The 15,849-nt window shown below is 71.7% G+C and carries 12 protein-coding genes; 11 read left to right on the top strand and 1 reads right to left on the bottom strand.

The window, feature by feature from the left end; translation table 11 throughout:
* Window positions 1-35 precede the first annotated feature (35 nt).
* The 11 genes from B7P44_RS09275 (at window position 36) to B7P44_RS09225 (ending at window position 15,256) form a co-directional block, all read left to right on the top strand.
* On the top strand, window positions 36-3,329 hold the full coding sequence (locus B7P44_RS09275) for an N-acetylmuramoyl-L-alanine amidase (RefSeq protein WP_084903153.1): 3,294 nt from the start codon (window positions 36-38) through the stop codon (window positions 3,327-3,329).
* Window positions 3,330-3,372: 43 nt separating this feature from the next.
* A complete protein-coding gene (locus tag B7P44_RS09270) occupies window positions 3,373-4,644 on the top strand; it encodes a hypothetical protein (protein ID WP_133118124.1) in 1,272 nt (423 codons plus the stop codon).
* A gap of 11 nt (window positions 4,645-4,655) precedes the next feature.
* Window positions 4,656-4,907 (top strand): hypothetical protein, encoded by a 252-nt coding sequence (locus B7P44_RS09265; RefSeq protein WP_133118123.1) that lies wholly within the window; start codon window positions 4,656-4,658, stop codon window positions 4,905-4,907.
* A 10-nt stretch (window positions 4,908-4,917) separates the two neighbouring features.
* Window positions 4,918-5,721: a hypothetical protein gene (locus B7P44_RS09260; RefSeq protein WP_084903145.1), complete on the top strand. Its 804-nt coding sequence runs from the start codon at window positions 4,918-4,920 to the stop codon at window positions 5,719-5,721.
* On the top strand, window positions 5,718-7,136 hold the full coding sequence (locus tag B7P44_RS09255; protein WP_084903142.1) for a S8 family peptidase: 1,419 nt from the start codon (window positions 5,718-5,720) through the stop codon (window positions 7,134-7,136). Before B7P44_RS09260 ends, B7P44_RS09255 begins: the two co-directional genes overlap by 4 nt.
* A gap of 153 nt (window positions 7,137-7,289) precedes the next feature.
* Window positions 7,290-9,089: a hypothetical protein gene (locus tag B7P44_RS09250; protein WP_084903140.1), complete on the top strand. Its 1,800-nt coding sequence runs from the start codon at window positions 7,290-7,292 to the stop codon at window positions 9,087-9,089.
* A 27-nt stretch (window positions 9,090-9,116) separates the two neighbouring features.
* Window positions 9,117-10,151, top strand: a complete 1,035-nt coding sequence (locus B7P44_RS09245; protein ID WP_231716599.1) for a hypothetical protein — start codon at window positions 9,117-9,119, stop codon at window positions 10,149-10,151.
* Between the two features lie 25 nt (window positions 10,152-10,176).
* Window positions 10,177-11,592, top strand: coding sequence for a hypothetical protein (locus B7P44_RS09240; RefSeq protein WP_084903135.1), 1,416 nt, complete (start codon window positions 10,177-10,179; stop codon window positions 11,590-11,592).
* Window positions 11,593-11,607: 15 nt separating this feature from the next.
* Window positions 11,608-12,795 carry a hypothetical protein gene (locus B7P44_RS09235; RefSeq protein ID WP_084903132.1) on the top strand — a complete coding sequence of 396 codons (1,188 nt, stop codon included), beginning with the start codon at window positions 11,608-11,610 and terminating at the stop codon, window positions 12,793-12,795.
* Window positions 12,796-12,801: 6 nt separating this feature from the next.
* The gene (locus tag B7P44_RS09230) at window positions 12,802-13,749 is read left to right on the top strand and encodes a hypothetical protein (RefSeq protein WP_133118121.1); all 948 of its coding nucleotides are present in this window, start codon (window positions 12,802-12,804) and stop codon (window positions 13,747-13,749) included.
* 1 nt (window position 13,750) lies between these two features.
* Complete coding sequence (locus B7P44_RS09225; protein WP_084903126.1) at window positions 13,751-15,256, top strand: hypothetical protein; 1,506 nt, start codon at window positions 13,751-13,753, stop codon at window positions 15,254-15,256.
* Between the two features lie 52 nt (window positions 15,257-15,308).
* On the opposite strand, the gene B7P44_RS09220 is transcribed toward B7P44_RS09225, so the two are convergent.
* Complete coding sequence (locus tag B7P44_RS09220; protein WP_088511430.1) at window positions 15,309-15,797, bottom strand: adenosine-specific kinase; 489 nt, start codon at window positions 15,795-15,797, stop codon at window positions 15,309-15,311.
* Window positions 15,798-15,849 lie beyond the last annotated feature (52 nt).

Raw genomic sequence — 15,849 nt, 5'->3', positions numbered from 1 at the left:
CGCGCGGTGCGAACCGTCGCCCAAAGGAGAACGGCATGGCTAGCCAGATCCGCCCGAACCGGATCGAGATCAGCGATCGCTTCCCGATGATCGGTTTCACCATCCATGCGGATGGCGGGTCGAAGTCGTACGAGGTCGCGATCGCCACCGATCCGTCGCTGTTCAAGCCGGATGCGCGGGCCCGGCGCACGCGCTCGAACTTCTATTCGAGCCGCGCGCGCGGCCCCGTGACCGCCGCGCGCGGCGAGGCCGTGTATCTGCTGCCGGCCGACGTCGTCGCGCGCTTCATCGGCCAGGACAAGCTGTATTACGGGCTCGCCGCCGTCGGCGACAAGACGGGCGATACACCGAGCATTCCGACCGACGGCAGCCCGTACATCAGCCTGAAAGGGCTCAGCGAGCGCGCGTTGCGCCGCGTGCGGATCCTGCCGAACCGCCAGCAGATCGCGGCGGGCTATGGCGTACCGTCGCCGAAGGAGCTCGAATGGGCCGGCGACGTCGCGCAGCCCGACGTCGCGCCGGTCGCGGTCAAGGGCAACGGCGCGGCGGCACCGTCGGCACCTGCGCCCGCGGCGGGCGGCAGTGCGGCGCCGGCGAATGGCGTCGCGCATGCCGCGGCGCTTGCCGACTACGACGACGGCTACGGCCCGCTGCCCGCGGCGGACACCGGCGACGGCGGCACGGCGTCCGCCGCGGACGACGATGCGCCGACGCACGCGATCGACTGGCCGATTCCCGACGACACGCCGGGCGACGCCACGGCCGCGAGCGCCAGCGCGCTCGCCGGCGGCGCCGACGCGCCCGAATATCCGCAGGCGAGCCGGTTCGTGCCGGCGGCCTCCGTCAACTACCGTCACGTGCCCGGCACGCGCACGATCTCGCGCATCGTGATCCACATCACCGAGGCCACGACGATCGGCAGCACGATCGGCTGGTTCCAGGATCCGGCCCAGCGCATCAACGGAAACCCGGTGAACGTCAGCGCGCACTACGTGGTCGGGCGCGACGGCGAGGTCGTGCAGATGGTCCATCACAACGACGTCGCGTGGCATGCGCACAGCGCGAACGGCGACAGCATCGGCATCGAGCACGTCGCGAAAGCGGGGCGGCTCAATCCGACCCAGGCCGAGTACTGCGCGTCAGCCGCGCTCGTCGCGTGGCTGTGCGACACGTACGGGATTCCGGTCGATCGCACCCATATCCTCGGCCACTCGGAGGCCGATCCGCACACGTCGCACGTGAACTGCCCGAACGCGGTGTGGGACTGGGACTACTACATGCATCTCGTGACGACGCGCAGCTGCGATGCGCAGAACGCCGGCAGCGCGCATCCGGCGGCCGCCCAGGGGCTCGCCGCCGCCAGCCAGCCGGCCGGGCTCGCGCGGACCGGCCCCCCCCCCGCGCAGCACCACGCGCACGTCCGCGCGACGGCGCTCGGGGGCCAGTCGTACACGCTGAACTGGGACGGCGTCGAGCTGATCCCGCAACCGACCGGCAAATCGTGCTGGGCCGCGGCGGCCGCGATGGTGATCGGCTGGCGCGACCAGATGTCGCTGACGCCGGAGACGATCGCGTCGATCTGCGGGCGCACGACCGCCACCGGCCTCAATCCCGCTCAGGTCGAATCGTTCGCGCACGACATGGGGCTCGCGTTCGAGCCGCCGCAGTCGTACACGATCGACGCGTTCCGGCAACTGCTCGAGGACCACGGCCCGCTGTGGGTGTGCGCGGACGTGCCGGGGCTGCATGCGATCGTCGTCACCGGGATGTACGGCGACGGCGCGGACGACGGTTCGGATACCTATGTGAGGATCAGCGATCCGTGGGATCGCGTCGCGGGCTCGCCCGGCGCGCCGGGGCCGTACCAGAATACGCATGCGACGGGCAGCCGCTACATCCTGCGCTGGGCGGATTTCGTCAGCGAATACGAAAGCGCCGCGACGATGCCGAACGTCAACCTGCAGATCCTGCATCCGGACAATGCGCTCGGCCGCCAGCCGAATCGCGGCAGGCCGGCCGACTATGCGATGGCGGCCGCCCTCGCCGGGCCGGGCGGCACGGATGCGCGCTATCGCTCGCCGCGCGCGCACGCGCTCGATGTGCCGCCGCCGCTCGAGCCGGGCGACGTCGCGACGTCGGGCGGGCGCACCTACGTGGTGTTCGCGAACGAGGTGCGCTCGGGCGGGGTGCCCGCGTGGCGCAACCACAACCCCGGCAACATCACCGCCGGCAAGTGGGCGGACGCGCACGGCGCGTATGCCGGCAAGCGCAACGGCGGCTTCGCGATCTTCCCCGACGACGCGACCGGCTTCGATGCGGTGATCGCGTTCATCGGCGAGCATGCGAGCGACACGATCTTCGTGCTGATGTCGCGCTACGCGCCGGCCGACGACGGCAAGAATCCGATGCTGAAGGGCAACGACCCGCAGGCCTACGCGCGCGCGATCGCCGCGCGCCTCGGCGTGCCGGTCACGACGCCGATCAGCGCGCTCGACGACGGCCAGCGCCGGATCTTCGCGTCCGAGATCCAGCGGATCGAGACCGGGCCGAACGGCGCCGGCACCTCGTACGCCTACGACGATGCCGCGTTGCCGGCAGACATCCGCAGCCGCCTGTCCGCACCCGCCGCGAGCACGCCCGACGCCGGTGCGGGCGGCCAGGATGCGGCGAGCCCGGATGCCGACGCGGGGGCGGGCGATGCGGGCGCGTCGCAGGGGCTCGCGTATGCGGCCGGCGCGACGCCGCAGGCGCGTGCGCACCGCCACGCGCGGGCGGCGCATACGCTGACGCTCGCCGAAGGCGCGAGCGCGCCGAACCCGGCGGCGCCGCCGGCCGATCCGCCGCCGCGCGCGGTGCCGGGCGCGACGCTCGACACGCAGGTGGGCGAGGCCGGCAGCGTCACCTGGGCGCTCGACCAGCTCCACGGGATGAAGTCCGTCCCCGGCGCGGACGCGGCGAACCGGCCGCTCGTCGATGGCCCGACGATCCGCATCGCCGACTGGCCGTACCTCGACGATCCCGGCGGCCAGCGCGTCTGCGCGCATTTCTTCGTCGACTGGCATTTCGACGGCCGCTCGGTGGGTGACGTGCAGATCGTCAACGTCGGCGCGAGCGACGCGCCGGGGCATACGCTGCACGTGAGCGCGCGCATCGACGACGATCCGCAGCTTTACCCGCCGGCCAAGCCGCTGTTCGGCGCGCTGCGCGTGCATTTCGCGTACCGCTTCGTCGAGCCCGACGCGTCGGTCCACGAAGCGGCCACCGAGCTGCACCTGTTCGGCGACGGCAGCTACGAGCAGGCGAGCCACTGGGCTGCGCTCGCGGCCTGAGCGCGCCCGGCCTTGCGCATTCCCGACCCCGGCGACCATGGTCATGCTCCCCGCGCCCCCGCTCCCCGTCGTTCGCCGCGCCGCGCGGCCGCCCGTCGACGCCGCCGCGTCGGCGGAGGTCGAGGCCGCCCGCGCATTGACGGCGAACCTCGGTTCGTCACTCCACCGGTCCGCCGCGTTCCGCGATCTGTCGGCGCACGCGCAGCAGGGCATCCTCGCCGATCTCGACCGGATCCATCGCGGGCTCGGCGACGCCGCGGCAACAGCGGGCGCGCTGGGCACGCCGCTCGAGCTGCGTCGCGCGGCGCCGGCGTCCGCGCCGGCGGATGCCGGCACGCCCGGCGATCCGGCGCAGGACGCGCCCGCGCAGGGCGACGGCGCCGCGAAGACGCCGGGCCCGAAAGCCGCGGCGACCGACACGATCGCGCGCCGCGCCGGCGCGTTGTCCGACGAGATCGACTTTCCGAAATTCGTCGCCGCGCTGGTCCACGGCACGTTCGACGCGATCGTCGAGGCGTCGATCCGGCAGATGGAGGCGTTCGCCGAGCTCGTCAGCGCGGTCGCCAAATCGGCCGAGGACTTCACGCGCGAGAACATCACGCCGAACCAGGCGCGCGACTGGCTGGTCGCGCACTATCCGCAGGATCTCGAGCTCGATCACGCGTCGGGCGAGCCGAAGGTGGTGCCGCGCGCAAGCGCGCCGTCTCAGGACGGCAGCGACGCCGACGAGCCGAATTCGCCCGCGTGGCTCGGCGAGTTCGATCTCGCGGGCGAGGCGCTGACGCCGGAGCTGATCGAGACGCAACTGGTGCCGAAGGCGCAGCAGCGGGCCGGGCAGAACCGCCTGCAGACGCTCGCGACGATGGTGCTGCTCGGCATGAACCGCGTCGTCGTGCGCGACGGCACGATCTCCGCGCGGCTGCGGTTTCGCGCGGTCGCGGCCGACACCGCGAAGGTCGATTACGCGGTGTCGAACGACCCGAGCCAGGGCAGCGATCTCGGCACGCGCGGCAGCACCAGCTACGCGACGCCGTCGCTGCAGGTGTCGACGGTCGGCGTGAACGTGCAGGCCGACAGCGAGCTGCGCGCGGAGCTGTTCGGCGAGGTGAAGATCAATTTCGCGAGCGAGACGCTGCCGCTCGAGCGGTTCGTCGACGACGCGCGCCGCACGCTGCTCGAACGGCACGCGCGCCCGGCGCCCGTGCACAAGGCGTCGCCGCCGCCCGCGCTGCCGTCGCCGGCCGGGGGCGCGCCTGCCGCCGCGCCGGCGAGCGCCGTCGCCGCCACGCCCGCGCCGGCGGGCACCGTCAGGTGAGGGCCGCCGCCATGCAACGCATGCCGTTCTCCGCCAGCCTTGCCGCGATCGCGTCGGCCGCGCAGGCGACGATCGTGCCGCCGGATCGCATGCTGCACGCGCGCGAGATGGTGATCGAGCTGCCGCTCGAGCTCACCTGGGCGCGCACGGCCGCCGGCTGCGAACTGCTCGCGAATCCGCCGCGCTGGCGCTGGCAGACGGCGTTCGATGCGCCGCTGGCGCGCGTGTCGATCACGTGGCGCGACATGCCGCGGACGCCGTGAGGACAGAGCGATGAGTGCGAGCGACAGCCTTCCGATCGAGCTGTTCATCCAGGCGTTGACGACGCAGCTCGATCATGCGCAGACCGCGATGGCGGTGAAGGCGCAGAACCTGAACCTGCCGCTGACGTTCGCGGTGAAGGACCTGTCGCTCGACCTGCGCACCCATGTCGAATTCGTGCAGAGCGAAGTGCGGATCCGGCCCGCCGGGCCCGGCGATCACGACGCGAGCACGATCCGGCTGTCGCTGACGACGATCACGAGACCGATGATCGAGGAGAACGCGCCGCTGCCGTCGACGACCGCCAACGAACCCGCGCTGCGCGACGTCGTCGGCAACACGCTGAGCGACGAGGAGCAGCGCCGGCTCGAATGGGCGGGCGTGCAGACCGCCGAGCAGCTGCGGCGCTTCGAGCAGGGCGGCGAACGGGTGCTCGAACGCGTCGCGAACCTGCCGGTCGACCGGCTGCGCGCGGCGCTCGCGCGCGCGTCGCAGCCGCTCGTCACGCACGTCGAGCCGATCTTCCGCGACGGCGGCGGCGACGCCGCGCCCGCGGATGCACCGGCCGCGCCGCCGTGGATGCGGATCCGCGGCCGCAACCTGACGGCCGGCGGCACGCCGCGCGTCACGATCGGCGGCGAACCGGTGAGCGTGCTGGATGCGCGCGACGGCGAGCTGATCGTCGCGCCGGCCGCGCATCAGCTCGCGGGCGAGGTGGTCGTCGATCCGGGCAACGGCCGCACGGCCGCGCAGGCGTTCGATTTCGCGCCGGCGCGGGCGCTGCGCGCCAAGGCGCCGGACGAGGGCACGCCATGAGCGCGCCGGCTCCCTGGCTGCCGCATGGCGCCGGCTACGCGGTGCCCGGCGCGCTGATCGTGAAGCTGCGCGTCGGCGAGGCGCCGGCCGCGGTGCCGGCGCGGCTCGACGTGATCCGGCGTCTCGGCGCGCCCGCGCAGGGGCTCGACGGCGGGCCGATCGACCGGTTGCTGCGGCAGCACGGCGGCGCCGCGCGCGTCACGCGCGTGTACGCGGCCGCGCAGTCCGTGCACCGGCCGGGCGCGCGCCATCTCGGCTACGGCGACGTCGAGCACGCGCTCGGGATGGCCGCCACCTTCCTCGTCGAAGTCGACCGCGCGACGCCGATCGGCACGCTGGTCGACGCGCTGCGCCAGTTGCCCGCGGTCGAGCACGCGTGTCCGCACTGGATCGCGACCACGCCGTTCGAGCTGCCGGCCGCCGCCGACCTCGACGACGCATGGGCGCCACGCGTGCGCGTGAACGCGCCCGATGCGCTCGCGTACGAAACCGGCGATCCGGCGATCGTCGTCGCGATCGTCGACACGGGCATCGCGCCCGTTCATCCGGAATTCGTCGATCGCTGGCGCGCGGGCTTCGACACGGTGCAGCTGAAGGACACGGATCTCGCCGCGGGCGTGACGCTGCTCGGCGATCACGCGCGCTTCGACCGGCGGCCGTACGACCCGTTCGTCGGCCACGGGATGGGCTGCGCCGGGATCATCGGCGCGACCGGCGCGCGCCTGCCGCCGGGTCTCGCCGGCGCGTCGTCGATGCTGCCGATCCGCGTGCTGGGCGCCGCGCGCCTGCCCGGCCGGCCCGACCCGGTCGGCATGGGCGCGCTCGCCGACATCGACTGCGGGATGAAGATCGCGGTCGACCTCGGCGCGAAGGTGATCAACATGAGCTTCGGCACGCCGGATTCGGCGCTCGCGAACGGCGGGGCGAAGCCACACGAGGACGTGATCCGCTATGCGCTCGCGCACGGCTGCGTGCTGGTCGCCGCGAGCGGCAATTCCGGCCGCGACGAGGCGTTCTGGCCGGCCGCGTTCGACGGCGTGATCGCGGTCGGCGCGGTCGACGCGTCGGGCCGGCCCGCGCATTTCACGACCTCGGGCGCGCACGTCGCGCTGTGCGCGCCCGGCGAGCGCATCGTCACCGCCGCGCTGCGCGGCTACCAGTGCGCGACCGGCACCAGCTTCGCCGCGCCGTTCGTCGCCGGGGCCGCCGCGCTGCTCGTCAGCCGCGCCGAGCGGCGCGCGTTTCCGATCGACGGCGCGGCCATTCGCGCGCTGCTCGCCGGGAGCGCGAGCCCGTTTCCGGGCGGGCCCGCGCCGGGCTGCGGCAGCGGCGTGCTCGACGTGCGCGGGGCGCTCGCGGCGCTCGACCGCCGGATCGACCGCGCGACGGACGATGGGGATGCCGATGACGGATAGCCGATCGTGCGGACCGGACCGCCCGCCGGATCCGCACCGGGCGGGCGACTGGGGCACAGCGTGGAGACGGATCCGTCGGGCATCGAGTTACGGATCGGACCTGCAGCCGGGCGGGCTTGAACCGGCGTAACTCAAATCGAAAGGAGCAAGACCATGGCCACACAGGTGATCTTCACCGACATGGGCGCCGCCGACGCGGCGCAGCGGCTGACGCTCGAGGGACGGCAATCCGAGCTGAACCAGGTCGCGCAGCAGCGCGCGCTGATGCCGCAGGAGCTCGCGGAACTGGCGCGCATCACGCAATGGCTGTCGAAAGTTGCGCCGCCGCTGTTCGATCCGCTGTACATCGCGATCGCGAGCTACAACACGACAAGCGATCCGACGAACGGCCTCGCCTTCGTCAAGCTGCCGATCCAGCCCGTGATGCAGGACGACGGCACCAACGCGTTCCAGATGGACGGCAACGACCCCGCCGGCGATCCCGCCAGCTATCCGGACGACGGCGTGCAGATGGCCGCCGTGTACGGCTACCTGACGGCCGACAGCGTGCAGACGCCGCAGATCCTGCTGACCGAGATCACGCCGAGCCAGCTCGCGAAGATGGTGCCGAACGCGGCGTCGCCGCGTGGCATACCGCCGATCGCGTCACACCTGCCCGATCATGCGCGGATCCTCGGCATCGACCAGTCGGACGCCGTCTACCGCAGCTTCAGCGAGGCCTATTTCAAGGCGATGGGCGAGTTCAACGGCTGCAGGGATCTCGCGAAGCTGGTATTCCCGATCCTCGTCACGATCGGCGCGACCAACGGCAACTTCGAGGTCGACGCGACCGAATATGCGCAGGTGCTGCGCAACCTGATCGGACGCGGGATCAACAAGGACGAGCCGCAGCTCACGCGCAAGGTCAACGAGGCGCTCGACGCGGTGCAGAACGTCGCGAACGGCGGGCCGACGTCGCAGATCAGCATCGACCTGCCGGACCTCGAGGCGTCGACCAACACCGAGATCATCGCGGACAACATCCGCGCGATGCAGCCCGCGTACTTCTCCGCGATGTTCGAGGAGCTGAAGGTGTTCCAGGTGGTCGACAAGCTCGCCGAGCTGTTCCAGAACGGCGTGCTGCCGATCGGCCGCGGCAAGGCCGGCGACTACCTGTACACGTACTGGAAGAACACGCCGAACCGGATCTCCGAGGCCGAGCGGCGCAGCTTCTACGCGCGCACGCTCGGCGTGCCGGGCGGCGACGACGGCGGCTCGCCGAACCGCGACTTCAACGACCTGTGGCTGCGCTTCGTGTCGGCGGTGTCGTCGTACGTGCGCCAGCAGCGCGTCGACGACCTGCTGCGCGCGCGGATTCCGAACCCGGTGAGCCAGCAGCTCGTGCGCAAGTCCGGACGGGACATCGCGAACAACCTGTCGGTGCACGGCTACGGGATGGCGTACTTCATCGCGACCGAGCTGCAGCAGCTGATCAAGGATTTCATCGGGCTCCTGTCGGATCCGGACATCCTGCTGTCGTACGGCGCGAAGGACATGTGGGGCGTGATCGACCAGGTCGCGACGCTCGAGCTCGGCGGGGCGAAGAACAGCGTCAAGTACCGGACGATGGCGACGTCGGGCGCGATCATCATGGCGTGGCTCGCGAAGAACACGGTGAAGCTCGGCCGCACCGGCTACGACGTGATCCTCGACGACAACGCGATCCGCTTCCCGGTGCCGCGTCCGGCCGGCGTCAGCGCGATGGTGTCGCCGACCGACTACGACCTCGTGAACGCGTGCGACCAGTGGCTCGCGGTGACCGGCACCGAAGAGACGCGCGTCGACCAGTACGCGCAGGCGCACGAGGCGCCGATGACCACCACGCGGCCGATCCAGATTCCGTCGATCGCGCGCGACCTGCTCGATTCGGTCGGCGTGCCGGCGATGTCGCTCGGCACCGGCTACCGGCACTGAACGGAGGCACAGATGTCGCAACGACCCATGTCCCACGCCATCGTCGAGCGGTTGCGGCGCGCGGCGGGCCAGCTGGGCACCGCCGACCCGACGCCGTTCGTGAAGCCGCTGATGGACCGCACGTTCGCGCTGCCCGAAGGCGACCGTCAGTACGCGGACAACGCGCTGACGCCCGGCACCGCGCCGTTCGAACCGTCGTTTTCGGAACTGCAGCCCGGCGTGCTGCGCTTCACGATCGAGCCGCTCGGCCCCGGCGCATCGGGCCAGGACCGCCGCGACGAGGCGACCCGCGAGATGCGCCGGCTCGTGCGGCCGTGCTTCGGGCCGGACGCGCTGCGCTGGTTCGACCAGCGCAGCGAGGAATGGCGCACGGCCGGCTCCGGCGCGATGCTGAACTACGGCGCGTTCTTCGGCAATTCGTTCGATCGCGACGGGCTGTACACGTCGAAGGTCTACTACGAGATCGGTCCGCACCAGCTGCGCGCGTTGCCGCTCGAACTGCTCGACGTGGCGACCACCGTGCAGCAGATGCTGCCGCAGGCCGTGCCGCTGTTCACGACGATCGGCTGTCAGCGCGAGCGCGGCCAGCAGCGCCTGACGTTCCTGCATCGCGGGCCGCTGCGCCTGCGCGAGCTCGGCCCGGTGCTCGAGCAGCTCGGGCTCGGCCATCAGCTGCCGGGCATCATGCAGATCCTCGGCGTCGCGCTCGGCGGCCGCTTCGACCTGCCCGAGCGCTCGGTGCTGCTCGCGATCGGCCACGGCGAGGACGGCCCCGAGTTCGAGATCTACGTGCTGCTCGGGATGGTGCCCGACGTGCCCGCGAATTTCCTCGACCTGCTCGCGCTGGGCCTGACTGAGCGGCCGCGCGAACTGCAGGCGCTGGGCCGCTGGCTGCGCGCGTTCACGCCGGAGCGGGAAGACTGGCCCGGCCATTTCTCGGTGCTCAGCATTCACGCGGCCGTGCATTCGCCGCCGCGCGTGAGCCTCTATCTGCGGCCGGTCGAGTTCGAGATCCGCGACCGGATGGAGGCGCACCGCGAACGCGAGGCCGCCGGCATCTGACACCCATCGCCCAGCGAGGCACACCATGAATCACGTCCAGCCTGCCCGCAGCGCGCACGCGAGCGACGGCCCGGCTCCGGCGGCCGTCCCGCGCGCCGAGGTGCGCCGTGCGGTCAAGGACTTGCTGCTGCAGAGCCAGGCGTTCCAGCGCCTGCCGGGCCACGTCCAGCAGCAGATCGCGCACGACACCGCGCAAATCGCCGACTACCTGGCGGCGCCGGAAGGCATTCCCGGCCACACGCTCGCGAACAGCCGCGTCAGCGCGCAAGCGCTCGACAACCCGCCCGGCGCGGAACAGTACCAGACCGACCGGCTGGCCGTGCAGGCGATCGGCGCGCAGAAGTTCAAGGCGGGCGCCGCGCGCGAAGGGGCGGAGGTCGCGGGGCTGTTCCTGCAGAAGGTCAATTTCCCGACCTTCGTCGCGAAGCTGATCCAGGGCGTGTTCCATGCGATCGTGCAGTCGTCGATCGAGCAGATGGAGGCGTACGGCAAGCTGGTCGCGAGCGTCGCGCAGTCGCTCGACAATTTCCGTGACGACAACGTCACGCAGAACCAGGGCCGCGACCATCTCGTCGAGCAGTTTCCGGACATCTTCCAGATCGGCGTCACGGACGGCGACGACGGGCAGTCGCAGCCGCGGCTGCAGGTGCGCGACGACGTCGATGAGGATTCGGCGCTGAAGCGCGTGAACGACAAGCTGGCGTCGACGGGCGCGAAGATCACGAGCCTCGACACCGAGGACGACGACAACGAGCGCGCGCTCGTCGAAGCGGCGCGCACGCACGTCGCGACGGGCCGCCAGCAGTTGCTCGCGACGATGGTGCTGATGGGCATCAACCGGATCGTCGTCACCGACGGGCGGATCTCCGCGAAGATCATGTACGACTTCCAGGCGCAGGACTCGCGCAAGCTGCGCCGCAGCGCGACCGCGTACGACTACGCGCGCGACCAGTACGGCAACGTGCAGAAGAGCTACGGGTCCGAAGGGTCGTACGACAGGGGCGCCAGCCAGAGCACGGGCGGCGGCGACGGCCAGGATGCGAGCCAGAGCCCCGACCAGCAGGATCGCGACGCGAGCTGGTACACGAAGGGCACGTACAAGTACACCGAGACGCCGATCGTCACCGCGATGAGCGCGGCGTCCGACACGCAGGATGAATCACTCAAGGTCAAGGCGACGCTCGCGGGCACGGTCGACGTGAATTTCAAGAGCGACTATTTTCCGCTCGAGAAGATGGTCGATCCCGCGCAGATCGCGCAGCTCCAGCTCGCGGCGGTGCCGGGACGCGGCGCCGGCGTCCGCGCGCCGGCCGGGGCGGCAGGCGCCGCGACGCCCGCGGCGGGGACGGGAGCAGGGGCCGGCGCGGGCGCCGCCGCGACACCTGGCGCGGGCGCGGCCGCACCTGCCGGCGGAGCGCCCGCGCCCGCGCCGGCCGCATGAGGCGGCGGATTCGCCATGACCACGCGCTCAGCGCCCCATGCGTGGGCGGACGATGCAACCCTCGGGGTGGTGCGCCCGAAGGTCAGGGACATGTTGCTGGCGGTACCGGCGTTCTCGCATCTGAAGCCGGCCGAACAGCAGGCGATCGCGTCGCAGATGGTCAAGGTGGCCGCATACATGGCCAATCCGGACGGCGCATTGGCGGGCGCGCCGCCGGTCGCGGCCGCGCAGGCCGACAACGTGGCCGAGGCGGGCCGCCGCGCGACCGAGAATCGCGGCTTCGCGAGCAAGCAGTTCGACGCGGCGGCGGTCCGGCAGGGCGTCCAGCAGTTCGGCGAGCTGGTGCAGAAGGTCGACTTCCCGAAGTTCGTCGGCGGGCTGATCCAGAACGTGTTCCAGGCGATCGTCGATTCGTCGATCCAGCAGATGCGCGCGTACGGCGAGCTGCTCGCGAACGTCGCGAAGACCGTCGACGAATTCGCGCAGGACAACATCAGCGAGAACAACGCGCGCGACTGGCTGTCGGGCAAGTACCCGGACGTGCTGGACATCGATACGACCAGCCAGGACATGGCCCAGGCCGACGGCGCCGCGGCCCCGGCGCCGCAGCCGGTACTGGTCGCGAAGGGCGACGATCCGGCCGCGGGCCTGCAGCGCATCTCGGGCGAGCTCGGGCTCGACAAGCCCGTCACCGACATCTCGAGTCCCGAGGACGAAACCCGGCTCGTGCTGGCCGCGCGGCAGCAGATGGCGCGCTCGCGCCAGCAGTTGCTCGCGTCGATGGTGATGCTCGGCATCAACCGCATCGTGATCACCGACGGCCACATCAACGCGAAGGTCGTGTTCGACATGCGCGCGTCCGACACCGCGGGACGCGTCGCGAAGGCGTCGCTGTACGACGCGCAGCACGATTCGTCGACGACGACCGAGAGCGCGAGCACCGGCGGCTGGTTCAATCCGATCCAGGCCGGCATCAGCTCGACGCAGACCAGCGATCACATGACCACGGTGTCGTCGGCCGTCGACGACACGTCCGAATCGAAGGCCCAGGTGAAGGCGCAACTGAGCGGCGAGGTCCGCGTGAACTTCAAGAGCGACTATTTCCCGATGGAGAAGCTGGCGAGCCCGGACATGATCGCCGCGATCCAGGGCAACTCCGTGCCGCAGCCGCAGCCGAAGGCGGCCGCCGCGGCCAAGCCGTAGACCGCCATGGCCCCGTTCGACATCGCTCCCTCTTCGTGCTGCATCGACGTGCGCGGCCAGCCGGTCGAGCTGGCGGTGGCGCAGGCGCTCGATCTCGCGCGGCTCGCGGAAACCGCGGGCGTCGCGCTCGCGTTCGACGTGCTCGGCGACATCGCGTTGCCGCCCGTCGCCGCCGATACGGCGAACGCTGCGCACCTGAACGCGATCGCCGCGCTGTATCTCGCGTCGGAACTCGAGAACACGGACCTCGTGAACGCGGCGGAGGCGCTGTGCGGCGTCGCGATGGCGGGCGGCCTCGCCGCCGATCTGGGCGACGCCGCGAACGATGTCGCGGCCTTCTGGCACGGGCGCAACCAGCGCGCGAGCGCCGCCGAGCGGCACGCGTTCTACGTGCACCTGTTCGGCGACGACGCGCAGGCCGGCCGCGGCGCCGCCGTGTCGGCAAGCGCCGGCGAACGCTTCGAGATGGCGTTCATCGACCTGTGCGAGGCGCTCTACCGGCTCGATGCGGCGCAGCTGCCCGGCGGGGCGTTCGACCCCGCGCAGGTCGCCCAGGTCGCGCTCGCCGCGCGGCAGGTGCTCGACATCCTGATCGAGCGGGGCGCGGGCATCAGCGCGTTCATGGCGGGCGACATCCTGTCGACGGTGCAGGCCGCGATCCGACTGCTGCAGCACGCGTCCGTGCAGCGCGCGTTCGGCGCGCGCGCGCTGTGGGACGTGGTGCGCACGCTCGCGCAGCGCTACCTGCGCACGCAGCCGGTGATTGAGCCGCGGGTCGAGCGCGCGAAGGCCGGCTTCGCGGTGCTGACGTGGCTCGCGTCAGTCGGCCCGCATGTCGCGGACGGCTCGGCGCCCGCCGTTGCGACCGGCGACCCGGTGCGCGTGAACGCGGCGACCTGGCTGCAGTCGAGTCTCGACCTGAGCGAAAAGCTGGGCAGCGCGGCCGGGAGCTGACATGCGAGCCGATGCCCGCGATCCTCAGCCGCTGCCCGCGGTGCGCCTTGCGGTGCGGGAGCTGCTGTCCCGGGCGCCGGAGTTTCGCGCGCTCGCGCCGGACGACCGCAAGACGCTGTCGCAGGCACTGGTGCGCGTGTGCGCGGCCGCGATGAACCTGCTGCTCGAGGAGGCGCGCAGCGACGCCGACGCGCGCCAGCTGCAGCGCAGCGCGGCGCCCGGCCGTGCGCCGCGCGCGCCGGCGGCGGCCGCGCTCGCCAACGCCGGACAGGCGTTCAGCGGCGTCGCGACCGACAAGCTCGCGAGCACGACGCAGCGGATCCTGAACGCGGTGTCGTTTCCGCGCTTCGTGTCGGACCTGATCAACGGCGTGTTCAAGGCAATCACCGATTCGAACCAGCAGCAGATGCAGTCGTTTCTCGACCTGCTGCGCAACGTCGCGTCGACCACCGACGATTTCGCCGACGCGAATCTCGGCCCGGACCGCGCACGGCAATGGCTCGTCGACAGCTTCCCGGGCTCGTTCGAGCTGGCCGGCGACGACACGTCCGGCGACGACAGCGGCGACCGCATGCCGGGTGATGCGGACGCGTCGCGCACGGTGCGATTGAAGGACGGCGCGGCGATGCCGCCCGACGGCGCGCTGCGCGCGGTGCTCGGGCTCGGCCCGAACGAATCGGTGCCGAGCGGCGACCCGGAGGCGGTGCTGCTGCCGTTCGCGCGCAGGGCGCTCGCGCAGCAGCGCCAGCAACTGCTGGGCACGATGGTGATGCTCGGCATGCAGCGGATCGTGATCGAGAGCGGCCGGCTGAACGCGTCGATGCGCTTTCACATCGACACGCGCAGCGCCGCGGCCGCGGACGAGGGCAGCCGCTTCGATTTCCAGAACAAGATCGATGCGAAAGGCAGCTTCAACGTCGGCTTCTGGGGAGCGGAAGCGAAGATGAGCAACACGATCGCGTACGTGTCGACGCAGAAGACCCAGACCACCGAGGAAATGAACACCGACCTCGATCTGAACTCGGGCGTCGAGCTGTATTTCAAGACCGACTACCTGCCGCTCGATCGCTTCGCCGGCAAGGGGCAGGTCGACCGCATCAAGGCCAACACGCTGAATCCCGACGCGGAGGAGAAGGCCGCAATCGCGGCGCGCGGCCAGCGCGAGGCGGATGCGGAAAAGGCGCAGGCGTCGAGGCTCGCCGCGCTGGACAAGGACCTGGCGCCGCCCGCCGACGCGGGGGCCGCGCCGGCGGCTTCGAGCACGCCCGCGCCGGCCGCGCATGCCGGGGCGGGCGCTGGAACCGGGACGCCGGGCGGGGCGGGGGCGGCAGGCACGAGCGGTGCAGGTGCAGGTGCAACGGCAGGTGCAGGTGCAGGTGCGGCGGCCGGCGTCGGCGGCAGCCCGGCAGCGGGACATCCCGCGCCACGGCCGACTCCGGCGACGCCCGCTGCGGGCGCCGCACGCCCGGCCGCGAATCGCGGTCAGGCTGCCGCCTCTCCTGCATGAACCGCCCGGTGCGGGCCAGCGGCATCCGGACCCGCGCGCGGCGCAACGGGCACTAAGCCTTGTATCCGATGGTGCGCAGCAGCTCCTTGCGCCAGCGCACGTCGTCGTCGTTTTCGACGCCGAGCGGCGCAAAGCCGTCGACGACGCCGACGATCCCGCGGCCCTGTCCGGTCTCGGCGACGATCACTTCGGTCGGGTTCGCGGTCGCGCAGTAGATCCGGCAGACCTCCGGCACGGCCTTGATCGCGTTCAGCACGTTGACCGGGTAGAAGCCGTCGCCGAGCAGCACGATGAACGCGTGACCGGCGCCGATCGCGCTGGCGTTGCGGGTCGCGAGCTCGACCAGGTCCGGATCGGTGCCGGAGCGCCGCACGAGCCGCTTGCCCGACGCCTCGCAGAACGCGAGCCCGAAGCGGATGCCGGGCACGGTGCCGACGAGCGCCTCGTGGATGTCCTCGACGGACTTGATGAAGTGCGTCTGGCCGAGAATGAAGTTCATCGTCTCGGGCTTGTGAACGGTCACGGTGTGCAGTTGCAGCATGGCGGACCTCGTCTGGGGCGATGCGGCGCGGGCGTCGCGAATGGGCTCTCCA

Origin of the sequence: Burkholderia ubonensis subsp. mesacidophila (assembly GCF_002097715.1) — a bacterium.
Lineage (GTDB): Bacteria > Pseudomonadota > Gammaproteobacteria > Burkholderiales > Burkholderiaceae > Burkholderia > Burkholderia mesacidophila.
The sequence above is the reverse complement of the archived record's forward strand: the minus strand, read 5'-3'. Positions and strand labels throughout refer to the sequence as shown.